Source organism: Sorangium aterium (genome assembly GCF_028368935.1).
Taxonomy (GTDB): Bacteria; Myxococcota_A; Polyangia; order Polyangiales; family Polyangiaceae; genus Sorangium; species Sorangium atrum.
This window is the reverse complement of the sequence record NZ_JAQNDK010000001.1, coordinates 3,456,417-3,478,579: the sequence shown is the minus strand read 5'-3', so window position 1 is coordinate 3,478,579 and position 22,163 is coordinate 3,456,417. Positions and strand designations below refer to the sequence as shown.

Annotated in this window: 15 protein-coding genes; 5 read left to right on the top strand and 10 right to left on the bottom strand. The window is 72.7% G+C overall.

Annotation, left to right across the window (positions count from 1 at the left end; translation table 11 throughout):
• Positions 1–428: 428 nt before the first annotated feature.
• The 3 genes from POL72_RS12885 to POL72_RS12875 form a co-directional block, all read right to left on the bottom strand.
• A complete protein-coding gene (locus POL72_RS12885) occupies positions 429–1,205 on the bottom strand; it encodes a glutaredoxin domain-containing protein (RefSeq protein ID WP_272095470.1) in 777 nt (258 codons plus the stop codon).
• The gene (locus POL72_RS12880) at positions 1,202–3,298 is read right to left on the bottom strand and encodes an ABC-F family ATP-binding cassette domain-containing protein (RefSeq protein ID WP_272095468.1); all 2,097 of its coding nucleotides are present in this window, start codon (positions 3,296–3,298) and stop codon (positions 1,202–1,204) included. Before POL72_RS12880 ends, POL72_RS12885 begins: the two co-directional genes overlap by 4 nt.
• Positions 3,299–3,471: 173 nt before the next feature.
• The gene (locus tag POL72_RS12875) at positions 3,472–4,146 is read right to left on the bottom strand and encodes a glutathione S-transferase family protein (protein WP_272095467.1); all 675 of its coding nucleotides are present in this window, start codon (positions 4,144–4,146) and stop codon (positions 3,472–3,474) included.
• A 446-nt stretch (positions 4,147–4,592) separates the two neighbouring features.
• Here POL72_RS12875 and POL72_RS12870 point away from each other — a divergent pair, with 446 nt between their 5' ends.
• The gene (locus POL72_RS12870; protein WP_272095466.1) at positions 4,593–6,845 is read left to right on the top strand and encodes a DUF3160 domain-containing protein; all 2,253 of its coding nucleotides are present in this window, start codon (positions 4,593–4,595) and stop codon (positions 6,843–6,845) included.
• 242 nt (positions 6,846–7,087) lie between these two features.
• On the opposite strand, the gene POL72_RS12865 is transcribed toward POL72_RS12870, so the two are convergent.
• From POL72_RS12865 to POL72_RS12850, 4 genes are all read right to left on the bottom strand, one after another.
• Positions 7,088–9,352, bottom strand: coding sequence for an ATP-binding protein (locus POL72_RS12865; protein ID WP_272095464.1), 2,265 nt, complete (start codon positions 9,350–9,352; stop codon positions 7,088–7,090).
• A complete protein-coding gene (locus tag POL72_RS12860; protein WP_272095463.1) occupies positions 9,349–11,241 on the bottom strand; it encodes an ATP-binding protein in 1,893 nt (630 codons plus the stop codon). The genes POL72_RS12865 and POL72_RS12860 overlap by 4 nt, the downstream gene beginning before the upstream one ends.
• Positions 11,242–11,445: 204 nt before the next feature.
• Complete coding sequence (locus POL72_RS12855) at positions 11,446–12,510, bottom strand: YihY/virulence factor BrkB family protein (RefSeq protein ID WP_272095462.1); 1,065 nt, start codon at positions 12,508–12,510, stop codon at positions 11,446–11,448.
• Positions 12,511–12,640: 130 nt separating this feature from the next.
• Entirely contained in the window at positions 12,641–12,982 is a 342-nt protein-coding gene (locus POL72_RS12850; RefSeq protein ID WP_272095461.1) for a hypothetical protein, read from the bottom strand.
• A gap of 125 nt (positions 12,983–13,107) precedes the next feature.
• Here POL72_RS12850 and POL72_RS12845 point away from each other — a divergent pair, with 125 nt between their 5' ends.
• From POL72_RS12845 to POL72_RS12835, 3 genes are all read left to right on the top strand, one after another.
• Complete coding sequence (locus POL72_RS12845) at positions 13,108–16,158, top strand: TIGR03960 family B12-binding radical SAM protein (RefSeq protein WP_272095460.1); 3,051 nt, start codon at positions 13,108–13,110, stop codon at positions 16,156–16,158.
• A 144-nt stretch (positions 16,159–16,302) separates the two neighbouring features.
• Positions 16,303–16,971 (top strand): sensor histidine kinase, encoded by a 669-nt coding sequence (locus POL72_RS12840; RefSeq protein ID WP_272095459.1) that lies wholly within the window; start codon positions 16,303–16,305, stop codon positions 16,969–16,971.
• A 59-nt stretch (positions 16,972–17,030) separates the two neighbouring features.
• A complete protein-coding gene (locus tag POL72_RS12835) occupies positions 17,031–17,894 on the top strand; it encodes a Uma2 family endonuclease (RefSeq protein ID WP_272095458.1) in 864 nt (287 codons plus the stop codon).
• Between the two features lie 23 nt (positions 17,895–17,917).
• Here POL72_RS12835 and POL72_RS12830 read toward each other — a convergent pair whose 3' ends face one another.
• From POL72_RS12830 to POL72_RS12820, 3 genes are read right to left on the bottom strand one after another with little or no spacing between them, the layout of a single operon-like run.
• Entirely contained in the window at positions 17,918–19,120 is a 1,203-nt protein-coding gene (locus POL72_RS12830; RefSeq protein ID WP_272095457.1) for a vWA domain-containing protein, read from the bottom strand.
• Between the two features lie 2 nt (positions 19,121–19,122).
• Positions 19,123–19,962: an AAA family ATPase gene (locus POL72_RS12825; protein ID WP_272095456.1), complete on the bottom strand. Its 840-nt coding sequence runs from the start codon at positions 19,960–19,962 to the stop codon at positions 19,123–19,125.
• Positions 19,963–20,008: 46 nt separating this feature from the next.
• Positions 20,009–21,148, bottom strand: coding sequence for a phospholipase D-like domain-containing protein (locus tag POL72_RS12820; protein ID WP_272095455.1), 1,140 nt, complete (start codon positions 21,146–21,148; stop codon positions 20,009–20,011).
• Positions 21,149–21,628: 480 nt separating this feature from the next.
• Between POL72_RS12820 and POL72_RS12815 the strand changes: the two genes are divergently transcribed.
• Positions 21,629–22,111 (top strand): hypothetical protein, encoded by a 483-nt coding sequence (locus tag POL72_RS12815; protein WP_272095454.1) that lies wholly within the window; start codon positions 21,629–21,631, stop codon positions 22,109–22,111.
• Positions 22,112–22,163 lie beyond the last annotated feature (52 nt).

The following is a 22,163-nucleotide window of genomic DNA, read 5'->3' as shown; positions in this document are numbered from 1 at the left end:
CAAGGCGGTTCTATGCCCACGGTTGAAACGGTCGAGCGACTCCGGGCCTGTTTGCTCGTCCTCGAGCGGACTGCAGACGTTCCGCGTCTGGATGTCGAGTGGTTACGCTTGCGATGTGACGATAGTCTGCGCGCCGTTGGCCAAATGCAGCAGGACTCTCTGCGGCAGCTCCGGAAAGACGTCGCGCAGTTCGTGGAGGAGTTCCCTCATCTGCTTCCCGCCTCGCTCTTCGACGAGCTGAATGCGTGGATCGCGGAGTGAGTGCCCTGGGTCGCCAGCTCGAGGTGCCGGAGTCGCAGAGCTTCGGAGCTCGAGCTGCGGCCGCGGTCGAACGCTCCATCTGCGCAGGGCGGCGGCCCGTGCCGCCCACGCCCTCGCGGCGCGCACCGCCGCGCCCCCGGCGAGCGCAGCGGCCCGCCGCCGCCCCCTCAGAGCGTCGTCCCGCCTGCCGCCCGCGCGAGCGCCTGGTCGATGGCCCCCGGGCTGAACCCCACGAGGATCTGCCCCCGCACGTCGATGATCGGGATGCTGCCGCCGCGCTGGTGGCTCTTCGCGAGCTTGTCCTGCATCTCCGCGGCCGCGCCCGCGTCCTCCTCGATGTCCTTCACCACCGCGGCGATCCCCTTCGAGCGCAGGTAGTCCGCGGCCTGGTGGCACGGCTTGCACCACGAGGCGCCGTAGATGATCACCGTGACCCCCGCGAGGTGGCTCGGCGCGCCCGGCGCGCCGGCGCCCGCAGACGCGCCGGGGCCCGGCGCTGCGGGCGGCGGCGCCGTCTTCGCGAGGTGCTCGGCGCGCCGCTTCTCCAGCAGCGACTCCCATTCCCTCCGCGGCATCGTCCGGACCGCATACGTGCCGTCCGGCCGCTTCTGCGTCAGATCCGCGACGTAGAACGCGTCCCGCGTCCCCTCCGTCCGGTCCGAGAGCATGGCGCGCACGAGCGCGCGGCCCTCGGCCGGCACGTCGGCCGGGCGCATCTCGACGTGCGTGTCGCCCTTCTCGTCGATCCACGTCAGCATCAGGTTCGCCGTGTCGTCGCGGAGCTCGAGCGGCGGCAGCTCGGCGACCGCCTGCGCCGGCGTGGTCCCGTCGTCGCGCTTCTCCTTGCACGCCGGGCCGAGCGCCGCCGCGGCGAGCGCGAGCAGCACCCCCGCGACGCGGGCCCCCGCGGCGCGCCCCCCTCGCGGGCCCCCCGCCCGCCTCACGCCTCGCCTCCCAACGTCGCCGCGGCCCCGAGCTCCTCGCTCAGGGCCATCCACTCCGCCATCGCCGCGTCGACGCGCTTCGCGAGCGCCTGCTCCTCGCGCGCCGCCGCTGCGAGCTTCGCCCAGTCGCCGCCCGGGTCCTGCTTGAGCGCCTCGCGCATCTCCGCGAGCCGCGACTCGCCCGCCGCGATCTCCGCCTCCAGCTCCTTGACCCGCTTGCGCTTGCGCTCCGTCGCCCGCGCCGCCGCCTTGTCGCTCTCGAACGCCCGGCGCCGCGCCGCCGCGTCGCCCGCGCCCGCGTCGTCCGGCGGCGGCATCGTCGCGCCGCTCCGCCGCACCGCGCGGCCAGGAGCCTTCGCGCCCCTGTCCGCCGCCTCCGCCCGCGGCTCCTCGCGCGGCGGCGGCGCGCTCGCCGCCTTCCGCGCTCCCCGCGCGCCCTTCGCCCTCTCGCCCTCCTCGCGCGCGCGCTCCGCCTCCTCCGCCTCGGCCGCGAGCTTCTCGAGGTTGTCGCGGTAGTCGCGGAAGCCGCCGGGGTAGATGTCCACGCGCCCCTCGCGCACCGCGACGATGCGCGTCGTCACCGCCTCGAGGAACCTGCGGTCGTGCGAGACGAGCAGCACCGTGCCCTCGAAGCCCGCGAGCGCCTCCTCGAGGATCTCGGCGGCGGGGATGTCGAGGTGGTTCGTCGGCTCGTCGAGGAAGAGCAGGTTGCGCGGCTCGAGGAGCAGCTTGCCGAGCGCGAGCCGGCTCCGCTCGCCGCCGGAGAAGCCCTGCACCTTCCGGAGCGCGTCGTCCCCGTAGAAGCGGAAGCGCGACAGGTACTGGCGTGTCGCGTCGACGTTCATGTCGGCCCGCACGCTGCGGATCTCCTCGACCGCGGTCCTCGACGGGTCGAGCGAGCCGAGGTGCTGGTCGAAGTAGCCCTGGCAGAGGTTCGTCCCGCGCCGCACGTCGCCCGCGTCCTCGGGCGCGCCCGCGCCCGCGAGCAGCTTGAGCAGCGTCGATTTGCCGGTCCCGTTGGGCCCCACGATCCCGACGCGGTCGCCGCGCCGCAGGAGGAGGTCCACGCCGGAGAAGAGCGTGCGCCCGCCGCGCGAGGCGCCCAGCCCGCGCGCGTCGAGCACGATGTCCCCGCTGCGCGGGGCGGGCGCGAACCGGAACCGGACCCTCTCGGCGGTCGCCCACACGTCCTCGGGCCGGTCGATCGTCTCGAGCTTGTCGAGCATCTTGCGCCGGCTCTGCGCCTGCTTCGTCTTCTGGCCGGCGATGTTGCGCCGGATGAAGTCCTCGGTCTTGGCGACGAACGCCTCTTGCCGCTCGGCGAGCTCCCGCTCCCGGGCGAGGTCCTCCTCGCGGGCGAGCGCGTAGTCGCTGTACTTGAGCGGGTAGGCGCGGAAGCTGCGCTGCCCGAGCTCGAACGTGTGCGGGCAGACGGCGTCGAGGAACGCGCGGTCGTGCGAGACGCAGAGCAGCGCGCCGCCGAGGCCCGCGAGGTGCTTCTCGAGCCAGGTGATGGTCTCGATGTCGAGGTGGTTCGTGGGCTCGTCGAGCAGCAGGAGATCGGGCTCGATGGCGAGCACAACGCCGAGCTGCAGGCGCCCGCGCTCGCCGCCGGACAGGCTCGCGACGGGGCGATCCATGTCGGCGGGCGAGAACCCGAGGTGGGCCGCGATGATCTCCACGCGGCGCTCGAGGTCGTCGCCGCCGGCGATGTGGTAGCGGTCGGTGAGATCGCTGAGGCGGGCGAGGTCGGCCTCGCTGCCGCTGGCGGCCGCGTGCTGCGCCGCGGTGAGGGCGTGGCGCAGCTCGAGCACCTCGGAGAAGCCGGAGAGGAAGGCGTCGAGCACCGTGCCCTCGGCCGCGAGCTCGTGCGACTGCCGGAAGTACGCGAACCGGATCCCCTTGCGGATCACGACCGAGCCCGTGTCGGGGGTGAGCTCGCGGGTGACAAGGCGGAGCAGCGTCGATTTGCCCGCGCCGTTCGGGGCGACGAGCGCGGCGCGCTGGCCTTGCTCCAGGGAGAAGGTGATGCCCTGGAAGAGCCTGTCCGCGCCGTAACCGAAGCTGAGGTCGGCGACCTGGAGGACCGTCATTGCGGCCGAGTTCTAGCATGTGTCGGGCGCGCGCAAGGGCGCTCGGGGCGCGGGCCGCGACATCGCGCGCCGACATGACGTCGACAGCGCGCGTGACGGTCGGCGCGGGCCGCGCGGGCGGTGAAGAGGCGGCGGCGCCTCGCCCGCTCGGGGCGAGCGAGGCGCCCGCGGGCTCAGTCGTCGACCATGGCGGCCTTCACGGCCGGGCGCTCCATGACGCGGCCGAGCCAGCCCTTCAGGTTCTTCAGATCCGAGGTGTCGATCTTGGTCATCGACAGGCCCCACCCGAGCACGGACGCAAGATCGAGATCCGCCAGGGTACAGCGCTCGCCGGTGACGTACGGGCGGCCGTCGAGCCGGCTGTCGAGGATGCGGAGCAGGCCGCGCACCTCGTTCAGCGCGGCCTCGGCCTGCTTGGCGTCCTGCTGCTCCTTGGGGAACCACTCGCTCGTGTTCTTCATGTAGCGGTACAGGGCGCTGGTGACGTTGACCTGTCCCCAGACGAGCCAGGTCAGGGCCATGAGCTGCTCGGGCGAGCCGGGGGCCGGCCACAGGCCCTTCTGGACGCCGTAGCGCTCGCCGAGGGCGATCTGGATCGCCACCGACTCGAACATCGGCGTGCCGTCGATCACGAGGGTCGGCACCTGGCCATTGGGGTTGAGCGCGAGGAACTCCGGCTTCCTCTGGTCTCCGGCGCGCAGATCGACCCGGACGGCCTCGTGGGGGACGCCGAGCTCGGCGAGCGAGATGCGGATGCGACCAGCGCTGGACTGAGGGGCGTAATAGAACGTGATGGTCATGGTTGGCCTCCGGCGCCCCTTGTAGTGGATCCGATTCGCCGCCGTCACGCTCATCGTGCGTGGGGCCGCCAAGTTTCCTCGGGGCCCCGTTGAACAGCGGTGTTCCCATTTTGTCATGGGGAGCAAGAAATCGACAGTCATGGGCGGCTCACGAGCGGCGGTCCCTCAAGCACCGATCGGCGCGAAGAGTGAGCAGGAGAGTCGTCAGGACAACACGAGAGCTTCTTCTCGCCGACGGTCTTCATGGTCAATCCACGCGCTCTCCGCGCAAAGCGCAGATCGCGAGCGGCCCGATCCGATCCCGGCGCGGCGACATCGCGCCGGTCCTCCTCGGCGGCGTGCCCTCCCGATGGAGTCGTATCCTGATGCATCGGAGCAGATCTTTCCTGTTCGGACGAGGACGGGAGCGCGCCTCGCGCCCGCGGCACTGTCCTTGCCCGTAGCGGGGTCGCCGCGCCCCGCGCACTGGAGGCGCGCTCTGGAAGGGAAACACGATGCGCAAAATGCTTCTTCACTTTCACGTCGTCCCGATCCTCCTTGCGCTCGCCGGCGGCTGCTCCGGCGAGAGCAACCAGCAGCCCGACACCGGCGGTACGCAGAGCGGCGGTACGCAATCGGAGCAGCCCCCTGCGCCGCTCGGGCCCGAGCAGCAGGCGGAGCTCAACGCGCTGCTCGATGAGCAGGAGTCCTCGGCGAACATGACCGCGGAGGACTTCGCCTCGAGGTACGCCGTCCCCTTCGCCTCGGGCCTGCCTTACGCGCCGGCGGACGCCGAGGGCCTCTCGCTCGTCCAGGGCTCCACGCTCGCCCTCGACCAGGACGAGCTCGCGAAGCTCTCCGCGAACGGCTTCGTCATTTCGGAGAAGAAGGCCTTCCCGACCTTCACTTACGGCTACGCGAGCATCTACGCGCTCGATCTGCCGCTCTACGTGTCCGCCGACTCCATCCTGTACGCGGTCCACCGCTCGTACGACGCGATCCTGAAGGACGTGGAGCTCGCCGCGCTCGCGCCCGAGCTCGGGGCCATGCTCGAGGAGATGCGCGCGCGGCTCGCCGCGGGCGCCGCCGGCGAGCTCGGCGCCGAGGCGCGCGCCGACGTGGACCTCTTCACCGCCGTGGCGCTCTCGCTCCTGAACGACGCGCCCGTCGCGCCCGTCGCGGGCGCGGACGCCGCGAAGATCGACGAGCTCGTCGCGGGCGCCAAGGCCCACCAGGGCACGGGCAACGTGCGCCTCTTCGGCACAGGCCGGATCATGGACTTTTCACAGTTCGAGCCCCGCGGCCACTACACCGACGCACCGGCGCTCCAGCGCTACTTCCGCAGCATGATGTGGCTCGGCCGCGTCGACTTCCGCTTCCTGGAGACCCAGCAGGACGGCACGCAGATCCTCCAGCGGCGGCAGCTCGAGGGCGCCTACGCGCTGCGCGCCCTCGCCGACCAGAACACCCTCGCCCGGTACACGCGCATCGACGACACGGTCCAGACCTTCGTCGGCGAGAGCGACTACATGACGCTGCCCGAGCTCGACGTCCTGCTCACGGACCTCGGCCTCGCCGACGCCGCCGGCCTCGCCGGGCTCTCGGACGAGCAGATCATCGACGTCGTGGTGAAGAAGGGCCACGGGACGCAGCGGATCTCGAGCCACATCATGATCAACGGCCTCGACAAGGGTACGATGCCCCTCTCGTCGAGCTTCGCGCTGCTCGGCCAGCGGTACGTCGTCGACTCCCACGTCTTCTCGAACGTGGTCTACGATCGGGTGAAGGGCGGCACCGTCAAGCGCATGATGCCGAGCCCGCTCGACGTGGGCTTCGCCGCGCTCGGCAACGATCAGGCGGGACAGCTGCTCGCGCCCGAGCTCGGGCAGTTCCCCTACGCGCCGGACCTGCACATGATGCGCGTGCTCGTCGACGCGCACCCCGGCGACTTCTGGAGCAAGAACCTCTACAACCGCTGGCTCGGCGCGCTGCGGGAGCTGTCGCCGGCGAAGGCGCTCGCCGACACCGCGGGGCTGCCCGCGGTGGCGAAGACCGAGGCGTGGGGCCGGCGCCTCCTGAACACCCAGCTCGCCTCGTGGGCCGAGCTCCGGCACGACACGCTGCTCTACGCCAAGCAGTCGTACACGAGCGGCGCCACGTGCGAGTTCCCTGACGCCTACGTCGACCCGTACCCGGCGTTCTATGCGCGCATCGCCGAGCTGGCGGAGCAAGGCGGGCGCGTCGTCGACGCGCTCGATCTATCGGGCTCGCCGGGGCTGAACCAGCGGGTGCCGGCGTACTTCGCGCGGCTGCAGAGCGTCGCGCGGACGCTCGGCGAGATGGCCGAGAACGAGCGCGCCGGGGTGCCGCTCACGGCGGGGCACCTCGATTTCATCAACCAGGCCGTCCGGATTCAGCACGGCTGCGGCTCGGACGAGGGGGCGGAGGGCTGGTACGCCGGGCTCTTCTACGACGTCTTCCAGACCGTGGCCGAGGACCCGACGATCGCCGACGTGCACACGCAGCCGACCGACGAGGGCGGCGCGCCGGTCGGGCGCGTGCTGCACGTGGGCACCGGCCGGCCGCGGCTCATGGTCGTCACCGCCGATCCGTGCGGCGCGCGGCGCGCCTTCGTGGGGCTCGCCTCCTCGTACTTCGAGAAGATCACCGGAGACTTCCAGCGCATGACCGACGAGGAGTGGGCCGGCGAGCTCCAGGAGACGACGCCGGACGACGTCGCCTGGATGCAGGACCTCGTCTCCCGCTGAGCCGGTTCGGGGAAGCGCGCCGGAACGGTTCCACGTTGCTGGAACTGTGTCGGGTTGTGCCGGCGCGTCACGGTGATCATGGTTTGCGTACCTGAGCTCGGGCCGACCGAGGCGCAGGTCCGCTGCCACATGGAGTTTCAACGCTTCATGAGGGCGCTCGGGTCCTCCGAGCGCCCGTTCGCGCGACGCCCCGTGGCGATCTCGCGCAGGTCGAACAGCCTATCTCTGACAAGCGTGATGCGTTATGCGGCCGCGGCCGCCGCGAGGAACGCCCGCGAGAGCTCCGACGGCGCCGGCAGCGCCGCGCTCGCGAGCCCCCGGCGCGCCACCGCGAGCCAGCGCATCGGGTCGGCGACCGCGCCGCTCGCGATCGCCGCGAGCAGGCGGCGGCGCATCCAGTCCTTGCGGCGGTAGAAGCTCGTGCCGTGCTCGGCCGTCGGGCGCGGGACGTAGCTCGCCAGCGAGACGTGCGTCTTCTCGTGGAGCAGGAGATCCGCCAGCGCCGTGAAGGCGACCGCGTCGTCGCGCAGGAGCACCGCGGTGAGCAGCGCCCGCACCCGCGCCGACGCGAGGTTCACGCTGATCCCGCTCCCGTCGGTGTGCGCCATCTCGTCGGGGCCGTAGAGGTCCTGGTGCACCCAGATCGGCGACGCCGGCAGGTCCGTGGACTCGGAGATCGCCGCGTCGAGCCGCTCGATGATCGTCATCACCGCGGCCACGGCGCGGACGCCGGGCACGTCGATCGCGGTCTTGAGGAGCGCCTCGCGCGAGGTGCGGGGCATCGGGCACGGGGCGGCGCTCGGCGCCCGCGGAGGCGCCCCGGCGGCGGCCTGGAGGGGCTGCGACGCCGCGCCCTCGCTCGCGAGGCGCCGCCAGAACGCCTGCGCGAGCGGCTCGTCGAGCGCGAGGTACACGAGCTCCCCGGGCCGCACGCCGGGCGTCTCCCGCCCCACGGCGAGCTCCGGCCCCGGACCGGAGGCGCCGAGCGGCCAGCGGGCGGTGCTGCGGACCTGGCTCGACGACAGCGACGGCGCGGCCTCTAGCGGGCGGAGCGCGCCGGTCCGGTGCGCTTGGAGCAGCTCGCGCAGCGTCAGCGGCGCGCTCCGGTAGTGGACCTGGCCGGGCGGGGACAGCGCCGCCCCCGAGGGCCGCTGGCCGGCGTCGACCACGATCGACCGGAAGAGGGGCGCGTCGAGCAGCCCGCTCGCGAAGCGGATGACGTGCTCGGGCGCCGCCACCGTGGGGGTGCGCGCGACCGGATCGATCTCGTCCACCGCCTGCGCGGACGCGATCGTGATGCTCTCGCCGAGCAGCGCCGCGTGGAGGAGCCGGTCGAGGACCGAGGAGAGGCGGTGATCGACCGCGCGCAGGAGCTCGCGGTCGTACAGGGCGTCGCGCAGGACGAACCGCTCGAAGGCCGCGACGAGCGCCGCCTCGACCGCCGTGGACGCGGTCGCCGCGACCGCGGAGCGGCCCTTGTTGAGCGGCACGCCGAGCGGCAGCTCCGCGACCAGGCCGAAGCCCGCCGCCGTGATCGCCCGCGCGAGCTCGCGGTGAAGCCCGAGCTCGGGGCCGGGGAAGGGATCGATCCGCGCCGCCACCGTGAGCCCCTTCTGGGTGATCGTGAGCTGCGGCTCGATGCCCTCGCCCCGGCCCACGAGCAGCTCGACCGCCCCGCAGAGCTCGCCCGACGGCGGGAGCCGGAGCGGCACCTCCGCGGCGCGGCGGAGGCGCCCGCGCGCCGTGTTGACGAGCGCGCCGTCCACGTAGATCCGCGCGACGGCCGCGTCGACCAGCCCCACCGCCGCGGCGACCTCCGCGGCGAGCGCGGGCCGCGAGATCGGCTGCGCGAGCGACAGCCTCACCGAGGTGCCCGTCGTCGGGCGGCGCGGCGGCTCGGAGGCGCGCGGCGACGCGGGGACGCCCGCGCGGCCGCCGTCCGCGTACGGCGCGGGCGAGGGGCGGGGCAAGGACAGGAGCGTCCACGAGAAGTCCTCGTAGGGCGGCCCCCCGCCGAGCGGCGCGACGAGCAGCCGGTGCCCGCCCGAGGGCGTCGCCGTGACCACCTCGATCCACGGCGCGATCTCGAGCACGGAGAAGAAGCCTATCCCGTGCTCGCCGATCGCGTCGGGCTCGCCCGCCTTGCCGCTCCGGAAGGGCACGAGCAGGTCGGCGAGGAGCTCGGTCCGGCTCATGCCGCGGCCTTGATCGGTGACCGAGATCTCGCGCCCGTCCTCGGACGAGCGGACGTCGATGCGGGCGCCCGGCGGCGACGCGTCGAGCGCGTTCTGGAGCAGCTCGCGGAGCGGGCCGATGCGCGACGACGCCTGCGCGTAGATGGTGCGCGAGAGGATGCGCTGCGCGAGGTCGGGCACCGTGGCCTCGCCGCGGCAGGCGGCGACGAGCGCGAGGCGCTCCGCGCTGCTCGCCTGCAGGTAGGCCTCGGCGCGCCCGTGGATCCGCACGAGCAAGAGCTCCGAGAAAAGCCCGTACGAGATCTGGGTCATGGCTCGCCTCCAGACGTCCTTTCGCCGGGCCGGGGCGCCGCGAAGGCCGTCCCGTCCACGGGTTCGCCGACGATGAGATCGCGCTCGAGATCGGCCTCGCGCACCCCGGAGGCCCGGTCGAAGGCGGCCCGCAGCGCGTACCAGTCGCTCCAGCCCGAGGGGCGCCGCACCGCCGCGCTGTCGTCGCGGATGAGCAGGAGCCGGCGCGTGCCGAGGCACGGCAGCGGCCCGGCCGGCCGCCGCCCCGGCGCGTCGGGGAGCGGCGGCGCGCCCGGCGCCCGGCGCGCCGCCGCGCCCGCGCCGCGATCCGGCTGGAGCCGGCTCCGGCAGAGGGCGACCATCGTCGTGTGCGGGCTCGTCGCCCGCGCGACGAGCAGCGGCAGCCCCCCGAGGTCGCCGCGGCGCCGCGCCAGGGCCGAGAGCGTCTCCGGCGCGTCGATCTCGAGCTCGTCCTCGAGCAGCTCGCGCTCGCCGGGCAGGTGAGGCTGCCACTCGCGCTCCGCCCAGAAGCTCTCCGGCACGAACAGCCGCTCGGCCACGCTCGGCCCGAGGAACCCGAGCAGCGCCTCGCGCCGCTCGGGGGTCACCATGCAGCGCCCGGGGCCGAGCAGGGCGCGCGCGAGATCGAGGGCGACCTCGTCCCAGCCCGCGGATTGCAGCATGAGCGCGCTGATCTGGGCGGCCATCTCGGCGAGCCTGTCGCGCGTGCGACGGCCCTCGCCGCTCGCCGCGGCGAGCTCGATGAGGCGCCGGTAGAACGCCGTCGCGACCGCGGTGAACTCGGGCCCGACCTTGAGCGCGTCCCGCCCCTCGGTGAGCTCCACGGCGGCCGGGAAATCGATGAGCGCGAGCTCGGCGAGGGCGAGGCAGGCGTCGACCTTGACCCCGGCATGGAAGGTGGCCGCCGAGATGCTCGGGAGCAGCCCTCGCCCGCCGACGTGGAACCGCGCGAGGAGCGCGTCGTCGCGCTCCTCCTCGAGGTGGGGCCGCGACTCCAGCGCGGCCGCGCCGGGGGGCTGGGGCGCGACCGCGACCGCGACCCGCTCCTGGATGAGCTGCCCGCCGGAGATCAGCCGGCCGTCGTTCACGGCCGCGCCGTCGAGCAGCACGAGGGCGCGGCTCGCGGGGAAGAAGTGGAGCGCGTCGCGCAGGTAAGCGCGGACCGTGGCGGTCTCGAGCAGCGCCGAGGTGACGCGCACGCGCGTCCCGAGCAGCGGCGCGATCCGGCGCACCGAGCACATCAGGGCGGCGGTGAGCTCGGGCGACGCGCGGCCGCGGGCTTGCCCGAGCTCCTCCGAGGCGGCCGCAGGCGCGCTGCTCGCGTCGCCCGCGCTGGGCCAGGCCACGACGCGGATCGCCCAGCCCTCGACGCCGTCGCCGGTGGTGAGGTGCAGGCTGAAGCTCTCCGGATCCGAGAGCCCCAGCCCGAGCACGGAAAAGAACCCGACCCCGAACCGGCCGAGATCGATCCCTGGCCGCTTGTCCGTCGCGAACGGGATGAGCAGCCGTGAGAGGATTGCCCGGAGCCCCATGCCGGCGCCGGCGTCGCTGACCTCGACGCGCCCGTCGGTGACGGCGACGTCGACGACGGGCTGCGGCGCGCGGGCCGCGTCGGCCGCGTTGAGCACGAGCTCGATGAGCGGCCGGAGCGGATGCCCGAACTGGCGGCAGATCTCCTCGTCGAGGATCTTGAGCAGGTACGCGCGGTCGATGGGCGGCTCCGCGAGGTCGCGCTGCCCTGCGCACAGCGCCTCGAGCGCGGGGCGGTGCAGGCCGACGGCGACGAGCTCGTGCAGCGCCCCCAGAAAGTACAGCCCGGCGTCGCCCGGCAAAGGCGCGGCGCGTCGGTCGCCGCCCCCGTCACCCCCCGCTCCGTAGTGCGCGTGCACGCTCGACTGCTCCCCCTCACGCCCGCCCTCGACATGCCCCTGCGCGAGTTGCGCGCACCCACCGTGCGAATGCGCGCCGAGTGAGCGCCGAGTGGCGGACGAGCGAAGGCGCTTTCACCGCCCGTGCCGAGCCGAACCGTCGCGCGTCGACCGTCCGTCCTTCAGCGCGCGGCCGCCGGGGGCGTCGGCCTTCGCCGCTTCGGCCTACCCAGCGGCTTGGTGCTCGCGCGGCGAGCTCGGTGCGCCGCGCGCTTCGTCCTCGTCCGCGCCGCCCGCGCCCTGGGCGTCGCCGAGCCGCGCCGCGGCCCCGCGGGGGAGCGCTGCGCCCTGGGGGAGGGTGGTGCTCAGGGGCAGCGGCGTGACGCTCTGGGGCGGCGGCGTGACGCCCTGGGGCAGGTCGGAGAACTCGGGCAGGTCGGAGAGCGCGAGCGCGCTCCACTTGCCGGGGGGTGGGATCGACGTCACGCCGGCGCGCTCTCGCTCCAGGCGCGCGTTCAGCTCGCCTCCGATGAGCAGCGCCAGCGCCAGGAGCCACAGCCAGAACAGGAAGATCGCGACGGTCGCGAGGCTCCCGTAGAACGTGGCGTAGCGGCCGAGCGTGGCCACGTAGAGCGAGAAGAGGGTCGACACGGCGGACCAGAGCACCACCGTGAGCACCGCGCCCGGGAAGATCCGGCGTCGCTCGATGTTCGGGCGCTGGATCGAGATCCTGAAGAAGGCGGCGACCATGCAGATGACGAGGCCCCCGGGGAGGGCGAAGGCGACGATGCGGGCGCCGATCGATCCGGAGAGCGTGCCGATCAGCACGCCGACGCCTGCGACCACGGGCACCACGGCGAGGCTGGCCATCACGCACGCCGCCGCGATCGCCCTGCGCACGTACCAGGGGCGCTCGCGCGTGTTGTAGATCGTGTCGAACACGCCCATGGCGGTCGAGAGCCCGGAGGACGTGATCCAGAGGAAGCCGGTGATGCTGATCGGCGCGACCGCCGACGACTGCGAGAGCCGGATGAGCTCCTCCGAGACGAGCTTCGCGACGTCCGGGGGCGCCGCCTGCAGGATGGGCCGCACCACCACATCCGACCACTGGTGGATCCGGCTGAGCACATAGCCGGCGAAGGCGGCGAGCGGGATCAGGCTGAGGAACGCGTCGAAGGCCATCGCGCTCGCGGCCCGCGGCCCGTTGTGGCGATCCAGGCTGATGATGACGCTCCACACCGCCTTCGCCGCGCGGTGGCGCGCGATGTGTTGCCGGATCGGAGCAGGCACGGGCGCAGCGTCGCTCTCCCTCGTGCGGGGCGCAATACCATCCGCCCCGCCGCCGCGCGCGGCCGATCTCGGGACGGCGGCGATGTCCGCGCAGCGGCGCTCGGGCGCTCCAACGCTACGGCGCGCGCGCCTAGGCGTCGGTGTTCCTGTCGGCGGCGAGGAGGCTCTGTACGGCGTAAGGCACCGACTCGACGCCCGCGAGCTCGGCGAGGGCGTACGCGATGTGCTCGCGGCTCGCGTGCGGCGGGATGCCGACGATCGCCCACGAGCCGCCCTCGCCGCGATGCAAGTTGCTCCCGCGCTCGACGCGCATCGCGGCGAGCGCGGGGTAGACGGCCACCGTCATCCGCTTCGGCCGGAGGCGGTCCAGCGTGCGCATGGCAAAGGCGATCCGGTCGAACTCGCTGGGGTCCCGGTACTCGACGTGCCGCGCCCGGTCGAGCTCCACATGATGGGCATCACGCTCGCGCACGTCGTGAGCATAGCCCAAGGAGACCGCCGCGCCGCTCCGGCCTGCGGCCCCGGACGGCGGCTCGAGCCGGCTCGAGCGAGCCGCGGGTGCCGGCGCCGGCCGGCCATGCTACGCGCCGAAGCGCCATGGACAGCCTCCCCCTGCTCGCCGATCACCCGTACGCCTCCTTCCTCGATCAGGTCGAGAAGCCCGCGCGCTACGCGGGCGGCGAGGTCGGCTCGGTCGTGAAGGACTGGGCGTCGGTCGAGGCGCGCGTCTGCCTGGCATTCCCGGATGTCTACGACATCGGGATGAGCCACCTCGGCTTCAAGATCCTCTACAAGCTCCTGAACGACGACCCGCGCACGCTGGCCGAGCGCTGTTATACGCCCTGGATCGACATGGAGGCCCAGCTCGTGAAGCGCGGGCTGCCGCTCGTGTCCCTCGAGTCCGCGCGCCCGCTCAGGGACTTCGACGTCGTGGGCTTCTCCCTCCAGTTCGAGCTCACGTACTCCAACATCCTCACGATGCTGCACCTCGGCGGCATCCCGCTGCGCGCGGCGGACCGCGGCGAGGACGACCCGATCGTGATCGCGGGCGGCCCGACGGCGACCCACCCCGAGCCGATCGCCCCCTTCCTCGACGCCATCGTCATCGGCGACGGCGAGGAGAAGGCGACCGAGGTCGCCCTCACGTGGGCGCGGCTCAAGCGCGAGGGCGTGCCGCGGCGCGAGCGGCTCGTCGCGATCGCGCGCCTCGGCGCCGTCTACGTGCCCTCGCTCTACGCGACCCGGCTCGATCCCGACACCGGCTTCGAGGTCGTGGACCGCCCGCTCGCCTCCGGGATCCCTTTCCCGATCGAGCGCGCCCTCGTCGATCTGAACCAGTACCCGTTCCCCGACGAGAGCCCCACCGGCGGGCCCGAGGCCATCTTCGACCGCATGTCGATCGAGATCGCCCGCGGCTGCACCGAGGGGTGCCGCTTCTGCCAGGCCGGCATGATCTACCGACCCGTCCGCGAGCGCGATCCCGAGCAGATCGTCGACACCGTGATGCGCGCGGTGCAGAGGTCCGGCCAGGACGAGGTCTCGCTCACGGCGCTGTCGACCGCCGACGTCTCGTGCATCTCGCCGCTCATCAAGAAGGTCACCGAGCGCCTCACCGCGGAGCGCATCTCGCTCGGCGTCTCGTCGCTGCGCGCCTACGGGCTCGAGCCCGACCTGCTCGACGAGCTCAAGCGCGTGCGCGCGACTGGCCTCACCTTCGCGCCGGAGGCGGGGACCCAGCGGATGCGCGACGTCGTGAACAAGAACGTCACGGAGGAGCAGCTCCTCGAGACGGCCGAGCGCGTGTTCAGCCGGGGCTGGGGCAAGATGAAGCTCTACTTCATGATCGGCCTGCCGACCGAGACCGACGAGGACGTGCGCGGCATCGTCGAGACGGGCGCCCGCGCGGCCGGCGCCGGGCGGAGGGCGGCGGGCAAGGGCAAGCCGGTCGACGTGACGGTCAGCGTCTCGACCCACGTGCCGAAGCCTCACACGCCCTTCCAGTGGGCGGCGATGGACCCGCTCGGCGAGGTCGGGCGCAAGCAGCAGCTGCTCAAGGACACGGTGCGGCCGTATCGCGCCGTCACGCTGAAGACCCACGAGGCTCACGCCAGCGTCCTCGAGGGCATCTTCGCCCGCGGCGACCGCCCCCTCGCCGACGTCCTCGAGCGGGCCTGGCGGCACGGCGCCCGCTTCGATTCGTGGGAGGACCAGCTCGATCTCGCCGTGTGGGAGGAGGCGTTCACGCACGTCGGCGTCGGCCGCGCGAAGTACCTCGGAACCCTCCCCGTGACGGCGCGGCTGCCCTGGGATCACATCGACGTCGGCCTCGAGGAGGGCTTCCTCGCGAAGGAGTACAGGAAGGCGCTCCAGAGCCGCCTGAGCCCGCCGTGCGGCAAGGTCGCCGGCGCGTTCGTCCACCACACGAACCTCGACGACGCCAAGGCCGACACGCGGCGGCTCGTCTGTTACGACTGCGGTGTCGCCTGCGACATGACGCAGATGCGCGAGGAGCGGCTCACCTTCCTCGATCGGCTCGGCGCCCACCGGCGCTCGCTTCCGGTGCTCACCGAGGCAGGCGCCGCGCCGCCCGCGGTCGCCGCGGGTCCCTCTGGCGAGCCGGCGAGCGGAGGCGGAGCGGAGCGGGCGAGCGGAGGCGGAGCGGAGCGGGCGAGCGATGGCGGAGCGGAGCGGGTCAGCGCGCCCGCTGCGGAGCCGGCGAGCGGCGACGAGAGGGAGCCCTCGCGCGCCGCAGGGGAGGCGCCCCACCGCGCGCGGCGGATCGCGCCGGCGCCGAAGGGGCGCGGCGGCTTCCGCTACCGCTTCCGCTTCGAGAAGGCCGGGCCGATGGCGCTGCTCGGCCACCTCGACGTCGTGCGCGAGCTGCCCCGCGTGCTCCGGCGCGTCGGCGCGCCGATGACCTACACCGCGGGCTTCCACCCGAAGCCCGACATGACCTTCTCGCCGGCGCTCTCGCTCGGCGTGATCAGCCTCGACGAGTACGTCGACCTCCGCCTCGAGCGCGACCTCGATCCCGCCGCGCTCAACGCGCTCGTCGCCGCGATGTCGGCCGCGAGCCCGCGCGGGCTGGTGTTCCGCGGCGCCGTCAAGCTCGGCCCGGAGGACCCGTCCCTGAGCAAGCTGATCGCCGGCGCGCGCTACGCGCTCGCCTTCGCGCGCTCCGCGATCGGCGGCGACGCGGAGGCGCTCCTCGCGGCCCGCTGCAGCGCCGCCCTCTCGGCCGCGTCGCTCCCGATCCGCCGGGAGATCGAGCGGCTCGCCAAGATGGTCGACGTGCGCCAGTACCTCGTGCGGGCCGAGGTCGGCGGGCCCGAGGTCCACTCGGCGCTCGCGCGCGCCGGGCTCGTCGGCGACCTCGTCGCCCTCGAGGTCGAGGTCGACATCCGCGGCTCGGGTGCGGTGAAGTCGTCCGAGGTCGCGGCGGTGATCGCGGGAGAGCCGGGAGAGGCGCCGGGCGCGATCACGCCGCCGCCGCACCGCGCCGTGCGGCTTCAGCTGTTCGGCCGCGCCTCGCCGGCGGGCTCCGCAGCGGGCGAGCGCTTCTCGCTCTTCGATCTCGAGCGGGCGCGCCGCGTCAAGTCGGCTCCGGAGCAAACACCCGCCCTCCCGGTCGCCGCGGACGCCGAGTGAGCCAGCCCGGGACGGTCGCGTCGTAAAGATCCTCCCGGCGGCGGCGGCGGCGGCGTACGGGGCGCGAAGCGTGGAGCGTGCGCGGGCGATCGCTCGTGGATCGGCTACGCTGGGCTTTGCTTTATGGCGAAGGAGGGTCACGAGATGGCGTGCTGCGCCGCGCGCCTGGCCGCGGCGGGGGCGGTCGGCGCGAGCGTCGCGCACGAGCTGCGCAACGCCCTCGCGGTCGCGGAGTCGTCGCTCTACCTGGCGCAGCGCGATCTCGACGATCGGCCTTGCCTGCTGCGCCACCTCGATCGGGTGACGTGCGAGATCCGCAAGGCGCACGAGGTCATCGGCAGCGTCCTCGGGCTGGCGCGCGGCGAGCCGCTGCGGCGCGAGCCGGCGCACCTCGGCCGGCTCATCGAGAGCGCGCGGCACGCGCTGGTGTTGCGCACGGCGGTCCGGTTCGAGGTCGCCGTCGCGCCGGCCGACCTCACGCTCCTGTGCGACCCGATCCTTCTCGAGCGCGTCTTCTCGAACCTCTACCTCAACGCGATCGAGGCGTTCGACGAGGGGGCCGGCGGCGTGATCGTCACGCGGGCGTGGAGGGGCGATGAGCGCACGCACCTCGAGGTCGAGGACAACGGCCCCGGCGTTCATCCGTGCGTGGCCGACCACCTCTTCGATCCGCTCGTGACCGCCAAGGTGAAGGGGACCGGCCTCGGCCTCGCGCTGAGCCGGGTCATCGTCGAGGCGCACGGCGGCGAGATCGCCGCGACGGCGGGCCGGTGCGGGGGCGCTGCGTTCCGCATGTGGTTGCCGAACGCGTGACGGCCGCGGAGCGTGGCGAGCGTCGCCGGGACGCCACCTCGACGTGCTAACGTCCTCTCATGCAGGTCAAGCGCCGGACAGCGGAGCGAGGCCCTTTCCGCGCGGAGCACCTCCGCGCGGGTGATCCGTACGAGCTGTCGAACGGCCACCCCGTCTACTGCGCCCCCACGGGGGGGCGCGCCTCGGGGCCGAACCACCTGGGCAGCTCGGTCGTCGGGTGGGACCCGGCGGTCAAGGAGGTGGGCGTGGACACGGGGTACTCCCCAGATCCGGGCACCCTCCTGGCGCCGGACGTCGCGGTAGGGAACGTGCCCGACAGGCCGGGCTGGGTGAAGGGCGTGCCGGAGCTCGCGATCGAGTACGCCGACGTGGGGCAGGACGAGGCGGCGCTGAAGGAGAAGATCGCCGACCTGCTCGCGGCTGGTACGAAGCTCCTGTGGGTTGTGCGCCTCATCGGTCCACGGCGGGTCGAGGTGCACGAGCCGCACCGGAAGGTGCGCGTCGCGCTCCCCGGGGAGCAGCTGAGCGCGCCGGGCATCCTGAAGAACGCGGTCCGCGTCGAGGCGCTCTATGATCGAAGCGAGGCGGAGAAGAGCACGCTGACCAACCTCCTCCAGCGGCGTGGATACGAGGATCTCGACGCCGTGCTCGATGCAGGGCGCGAGGAAGGTCGCGAAGAGGGGCGCGAGGAAGGTCGCGAAGAGGGGCGCGAGGAAGGCCGTGAAGCGGGGCGCGAGGAGGGGATCCTCGAGGGCAAGCGCGACGCGCTGAGGCGTGTCCTCGATCGGCGAGGATTGCGGCTCACGAAGGCGGCCGCGGCGAAGATCTCGGCGTGCAGGAGCGAGCGCGAGCTCGACCGCTGGCTCGACCGCGCGCTCGTCGCGTCGGCCACGGCGGAGGTGTTCCGCCGCGCGGGCCGTTGACCCGGGCCCGCGCGCCGCATGGATCAGGCGCGGCCGCGGCCGCGGACGAGCTCGGCGATGGCCTCTCCCAGGCCCTCCAGCGTGAGCGCGAACATCGGGAAGATGCCCTTGATCGCGTCGACGGTCGGGTGGGGGTAGGGGCCGATCCCATCCGGGTTCAGCCACACGGCGCGATCGAAATGGTCGCGGAGCATCATCAGCCAGGCGACGCCGGGCAGCCGCGCGTCGGGGTCGAACGAGGAGCCCGCACCGCCGCCGGAGCCCGACGAGCCGAGCAGCTCGTAGGGCGCCATCGAGGCGTCTCCGACCATCACGAGCTTGTGGTGCTTCCCGCACTCGCGGAGGAGCTCGCGCACCGGGATCGGGTCGAGGAGCCCCTCGGTCCTGAAGACCCTCTCGTAGACGCAGTTGTGGAAGTAGTAGCTCCGCAGCTCCTTCCAGTGCGTCGCGCGCTTCGCCGCGCTGAAGAGCTGCGACACGAGCGCGGCGCTGGGATCCATGGAGCCGCCCACGTCCATCATCAGGATCACGCGCGTGTTCGGCCGGCGCGGGGGCCGCGTGACGATCTCGATCTCGCCCGCGTTCCTGGCCGTCGCGTCGATGGTCGCCTCGATGTCGAGCTCGCGATCGCCGCCCTCGCGCGCGAAGGCGCGCAGCTTGCGCAGCGCCACCTCGATCTGGCGCACGTCGAGCGTGAGATCGCTGCGGTAGGGGCGGTAGCGGCGGGCGTCGGCGTTCTGCACGGCGCCGCTGCGCCCGCCTGCGGGGCCGCCGACCTGGATGCCGCTCGGATGGAAGCCGCCGCGGCCGAACGGCGAGGTGCCGCCGGTCCCGATCCACCGGCTCCCCCCGTCGTGGCGCTCGCGCTGCTCGCGGAGGCGCTCCTCGAACCGCCGGAGCACCTCTTCCAGATCGAGCTCCTCGATCATCGCCCTCTCCTCGTCCGAGAGGGCGCGCATCTTGATGGGATCCCGGAGCCACGAGAGGAGCTCCTCCGTGACCGCCTTGGCCTCCACGTGCACGCCGCGGAAGTGCTGGGCGAACGCCAGATCGAAGTCGTCGAGGTGCGCCTCCGAGTGGACGAGCATCGCCCGCGCGACGTGGTAGAAGCCTTCGAGCGAGCTCTCGTGGAGGCCAGCGGCGAGCGCGCGCGCGAGGCCGACGGCCTCCTGGGCGCCGACAGGGACCTTGCGGGCCCGGAGCTCGTAGAGGAACGCGACGAACATCGCTACGACCGGAACCGCCTGCCGCCCGCCAGCTGATCGGCCAGCGCGACAAGGTCCTGCTCCTTCTTGAGCAGCGCGCCGAGGAACGGCAGCGCCTTGTCGAGCTTCACCTCACCCACGCCCGCCCTGCGCAGGACGGCGATCCAGTCGATGAGCTCGCTCGTCGAGGGGCGCTTCCGGATCCGGGTGTTCTTCCGGATCTCGTAGAAGACCTGCATCGCCTGGTCGGCGAGCGTCCGATCGAGATCGGGGTGATGGACGCGGATGATCTCCCGCATGAGCTCGGGCTCCGGGAAATCGATGAAGTGGAAGACGCAGCGGCGCAGGAAGGCGTCCGGCAGCTCCTTCTCGTTGTTGCTGGTGATGATCACGACAGGCCGCTCCCGCGCGGCGATCTCGTCGCCGGTCTCGGCGACGCGGAAGCGCATCCGATCGAGCTCGTGGAGGAGATCGTTCGGGAACTCGAGATCCGCCTTGTCGACCTCGTCGATGAGGAGCACGACGCGCGCCGAGGCGTTGAACGCATTACCGAGCGGGCCGAGCTTGATGTACCTGCGGATGTCGCGGACGTCGCCGTCGCCGAAGCGCGCGTCGTAGAGCCGCTGCACGGTGTCGTAGACGTAGAGCCCGTCCTGGGCCCGCGTGGTGCTCTTGACGTGCCAGGTGATGAGCTCGGCCGACAGGCTCCGAGCGATGGCCTCGGCGAGCAGCGTCTTGCCGGTGCCGGGCTCTCCCTTGACGAGGAGCGGCCGCTCGAGCACCAGCGCGCAGTTGACGGCGGCCTCGAGCGCCTCGCTCGTGAGGTAGCGTTCGGTGCCGCGGAAGCGGCGGAAATCGGACATGCCGCAACGGTAGCACCCCCGGCCGAGCGCGGCGGACAGCGCCGGATCAGAGCCAGTCGCGCGCGAGGTAGGCCGTCCACGAGGCGGCGCGCTCCCAGAGCGGGCGCCGGGCCCAGCGCGCGACGGTGATCTCGCGGCAGTGGGCGAGGTCGTCGGCGAACATCCGCTCCATCGCGCCCGCGAACCCGCGGTGCGAGATGATGGCGTTCACCTCGAGGTTCATGCGGAGCGACTGGCTGTCGAGGTTGGTGGAGCCGACGGTGGACCAGAGGCCGTCGATGACCGCGGTCTTGGCGTGGAGGACGCGGCCGCGCCACTCGAACATGCGCGCGCCGGCGTCGAGGAGGTGGCCGTAGATCGCGCGCGACGCGAGCAGGACCGCGGGCACGTCGGTGGTGCCGGCGACCATGATCCTGACGTCGACGCCGCGGCGAGCCGCGGCGGACAGCGCGTGGATGATCCGGAGCGGCGGCAGGAAGTAGGCGTTGGTGATGAAGATCTTGCGCCGGGCGCGCTCGATGGCGAGCCGGTAGGCTTCGCGGATGCCGTGGCGGTGCCTCCGGCGGGGGAGGTCGTTGCTGATGATCTGCACGGCCGGGTCGGGCCTGCGCTCGGCGTAGCCGTAGCGCTCGTCGTCGATGGGAGCGCCGCCTGTGCGCTGCCATGTGCGCAAGAAGAAGTACTGGAGCTCGGCGGCGGCGGGGCCCTCGATGCGGAGGTGGGTATCGCGCCAGTCGGCGCCGCCATCCTCCGGAGCGGCGTAGTCGTCGGAGAGGTTGAGGCCGCCCGTGAAGGCGACCGCACCGTCGACGATGAGCGCCTTGCGGTGGTCGCGGCGGGCGACCTTCCCGAGGGGGGCGGAGAGGTCGAGGGGGCGGAAGGCGAGGGGGCGGACGCCGGCGCGGCGGAGCCCGTCGAGGAAGGACGACGACACGGAAGAGCCCCAGGCGTCGAAGAGGACGTTCACCTCGACGCCGGCCGCCGCCCGCTCCATGAGCGCCTCGGCGAAGCGCTGGCCGGTGCGATCGCCCCGGAGGATGTACGTCTCGAGGCAGATCGTGCGCCGGGCGCGGGCGATGGCCTCGAGCATGGCCGGGTACGCCTGCGCGCCGTCCTTGAGGAGCGCGAGGCGGTGCGCGCCGACGGTCATCTCGGCGAACGCGGGCGCGGTAGGGGGCTGGGACATGCGGCGGGGGCCAGGCTGCCCGGGACGAGGCGGCGCGATGATAGCGCGGACGGGCGCGCGACGCCGCGGCGTGATGCTTGGCCGGCGTCGGTCAGCGGTCGATTCCGCGGGCCTCGCCTCGGCCCGCCATCGCGTCCGGCAGGCCAGGGGCGACGCTGCACCGCACCGAACATTCATGTCCTCGGGCAGAAGCGGTGTGCGGAGCTACCCGCGTATCTCGGGGGCTGAGACGTAGCGTCCATGTCCTTTGCCCGGAGTGAGGCCGCGCGGTTCATGAGGCCCTACCTGTCATCGACTGTCCGAACGAGCACAACCACACGTGGGCATCGAGCTCAACCGGCGCAGCATCCGTCGGGGGCGGCGACCTGTCTGCTCCATCGGAGGAAAAGGGGCGCGGCCAGGTGGCGTTGCTTGCCCCTACCTACGCGAGCACCTAGCCTGGACCGCGAACGAAACCAGCGCAGCGCGGAGGGAAACACCATGATGCCGATGATGAGCCTGCCGATGATGGGGCCTATGGGGATGATGCCGCAGACGATGGGAATGATGCCGCAGATGATGGGCATGATGCCGCAGACGATGGGCATGATGCCCCAGATGATGGGAATGATGCCGCAGATGATGGGCATGATGCCGCAGATGATGGGCATGATGCCGCAGATGATGGGCATGATGCCGCAGATGATGGGCATGATGGGTCAGATGCCGATCATGGCGCGGATGACCTGTGAGATGGATAAAGAGGGTATGGTCTGCAAGATGATTCCCATGGATGGCATGGGGATGGACATGCTGCGCCAGCGCTGCGAAGCCATGATGAAGATGATGGGAATGGGCATGCCCATGATGATGATGTGCGGCAACATGCCAATGATGATGTGCATGAGCACCGGCATGGGCGTCGGCGCGAGCGGCACGAGCAACATGGGCGCCGGCTCGAACGTCGCCAGCATATCCAGGTGAGCGCGGCGGCGCGGCCGGCATTTCCCGAGCGCAGCGCAGAACACACGGAATC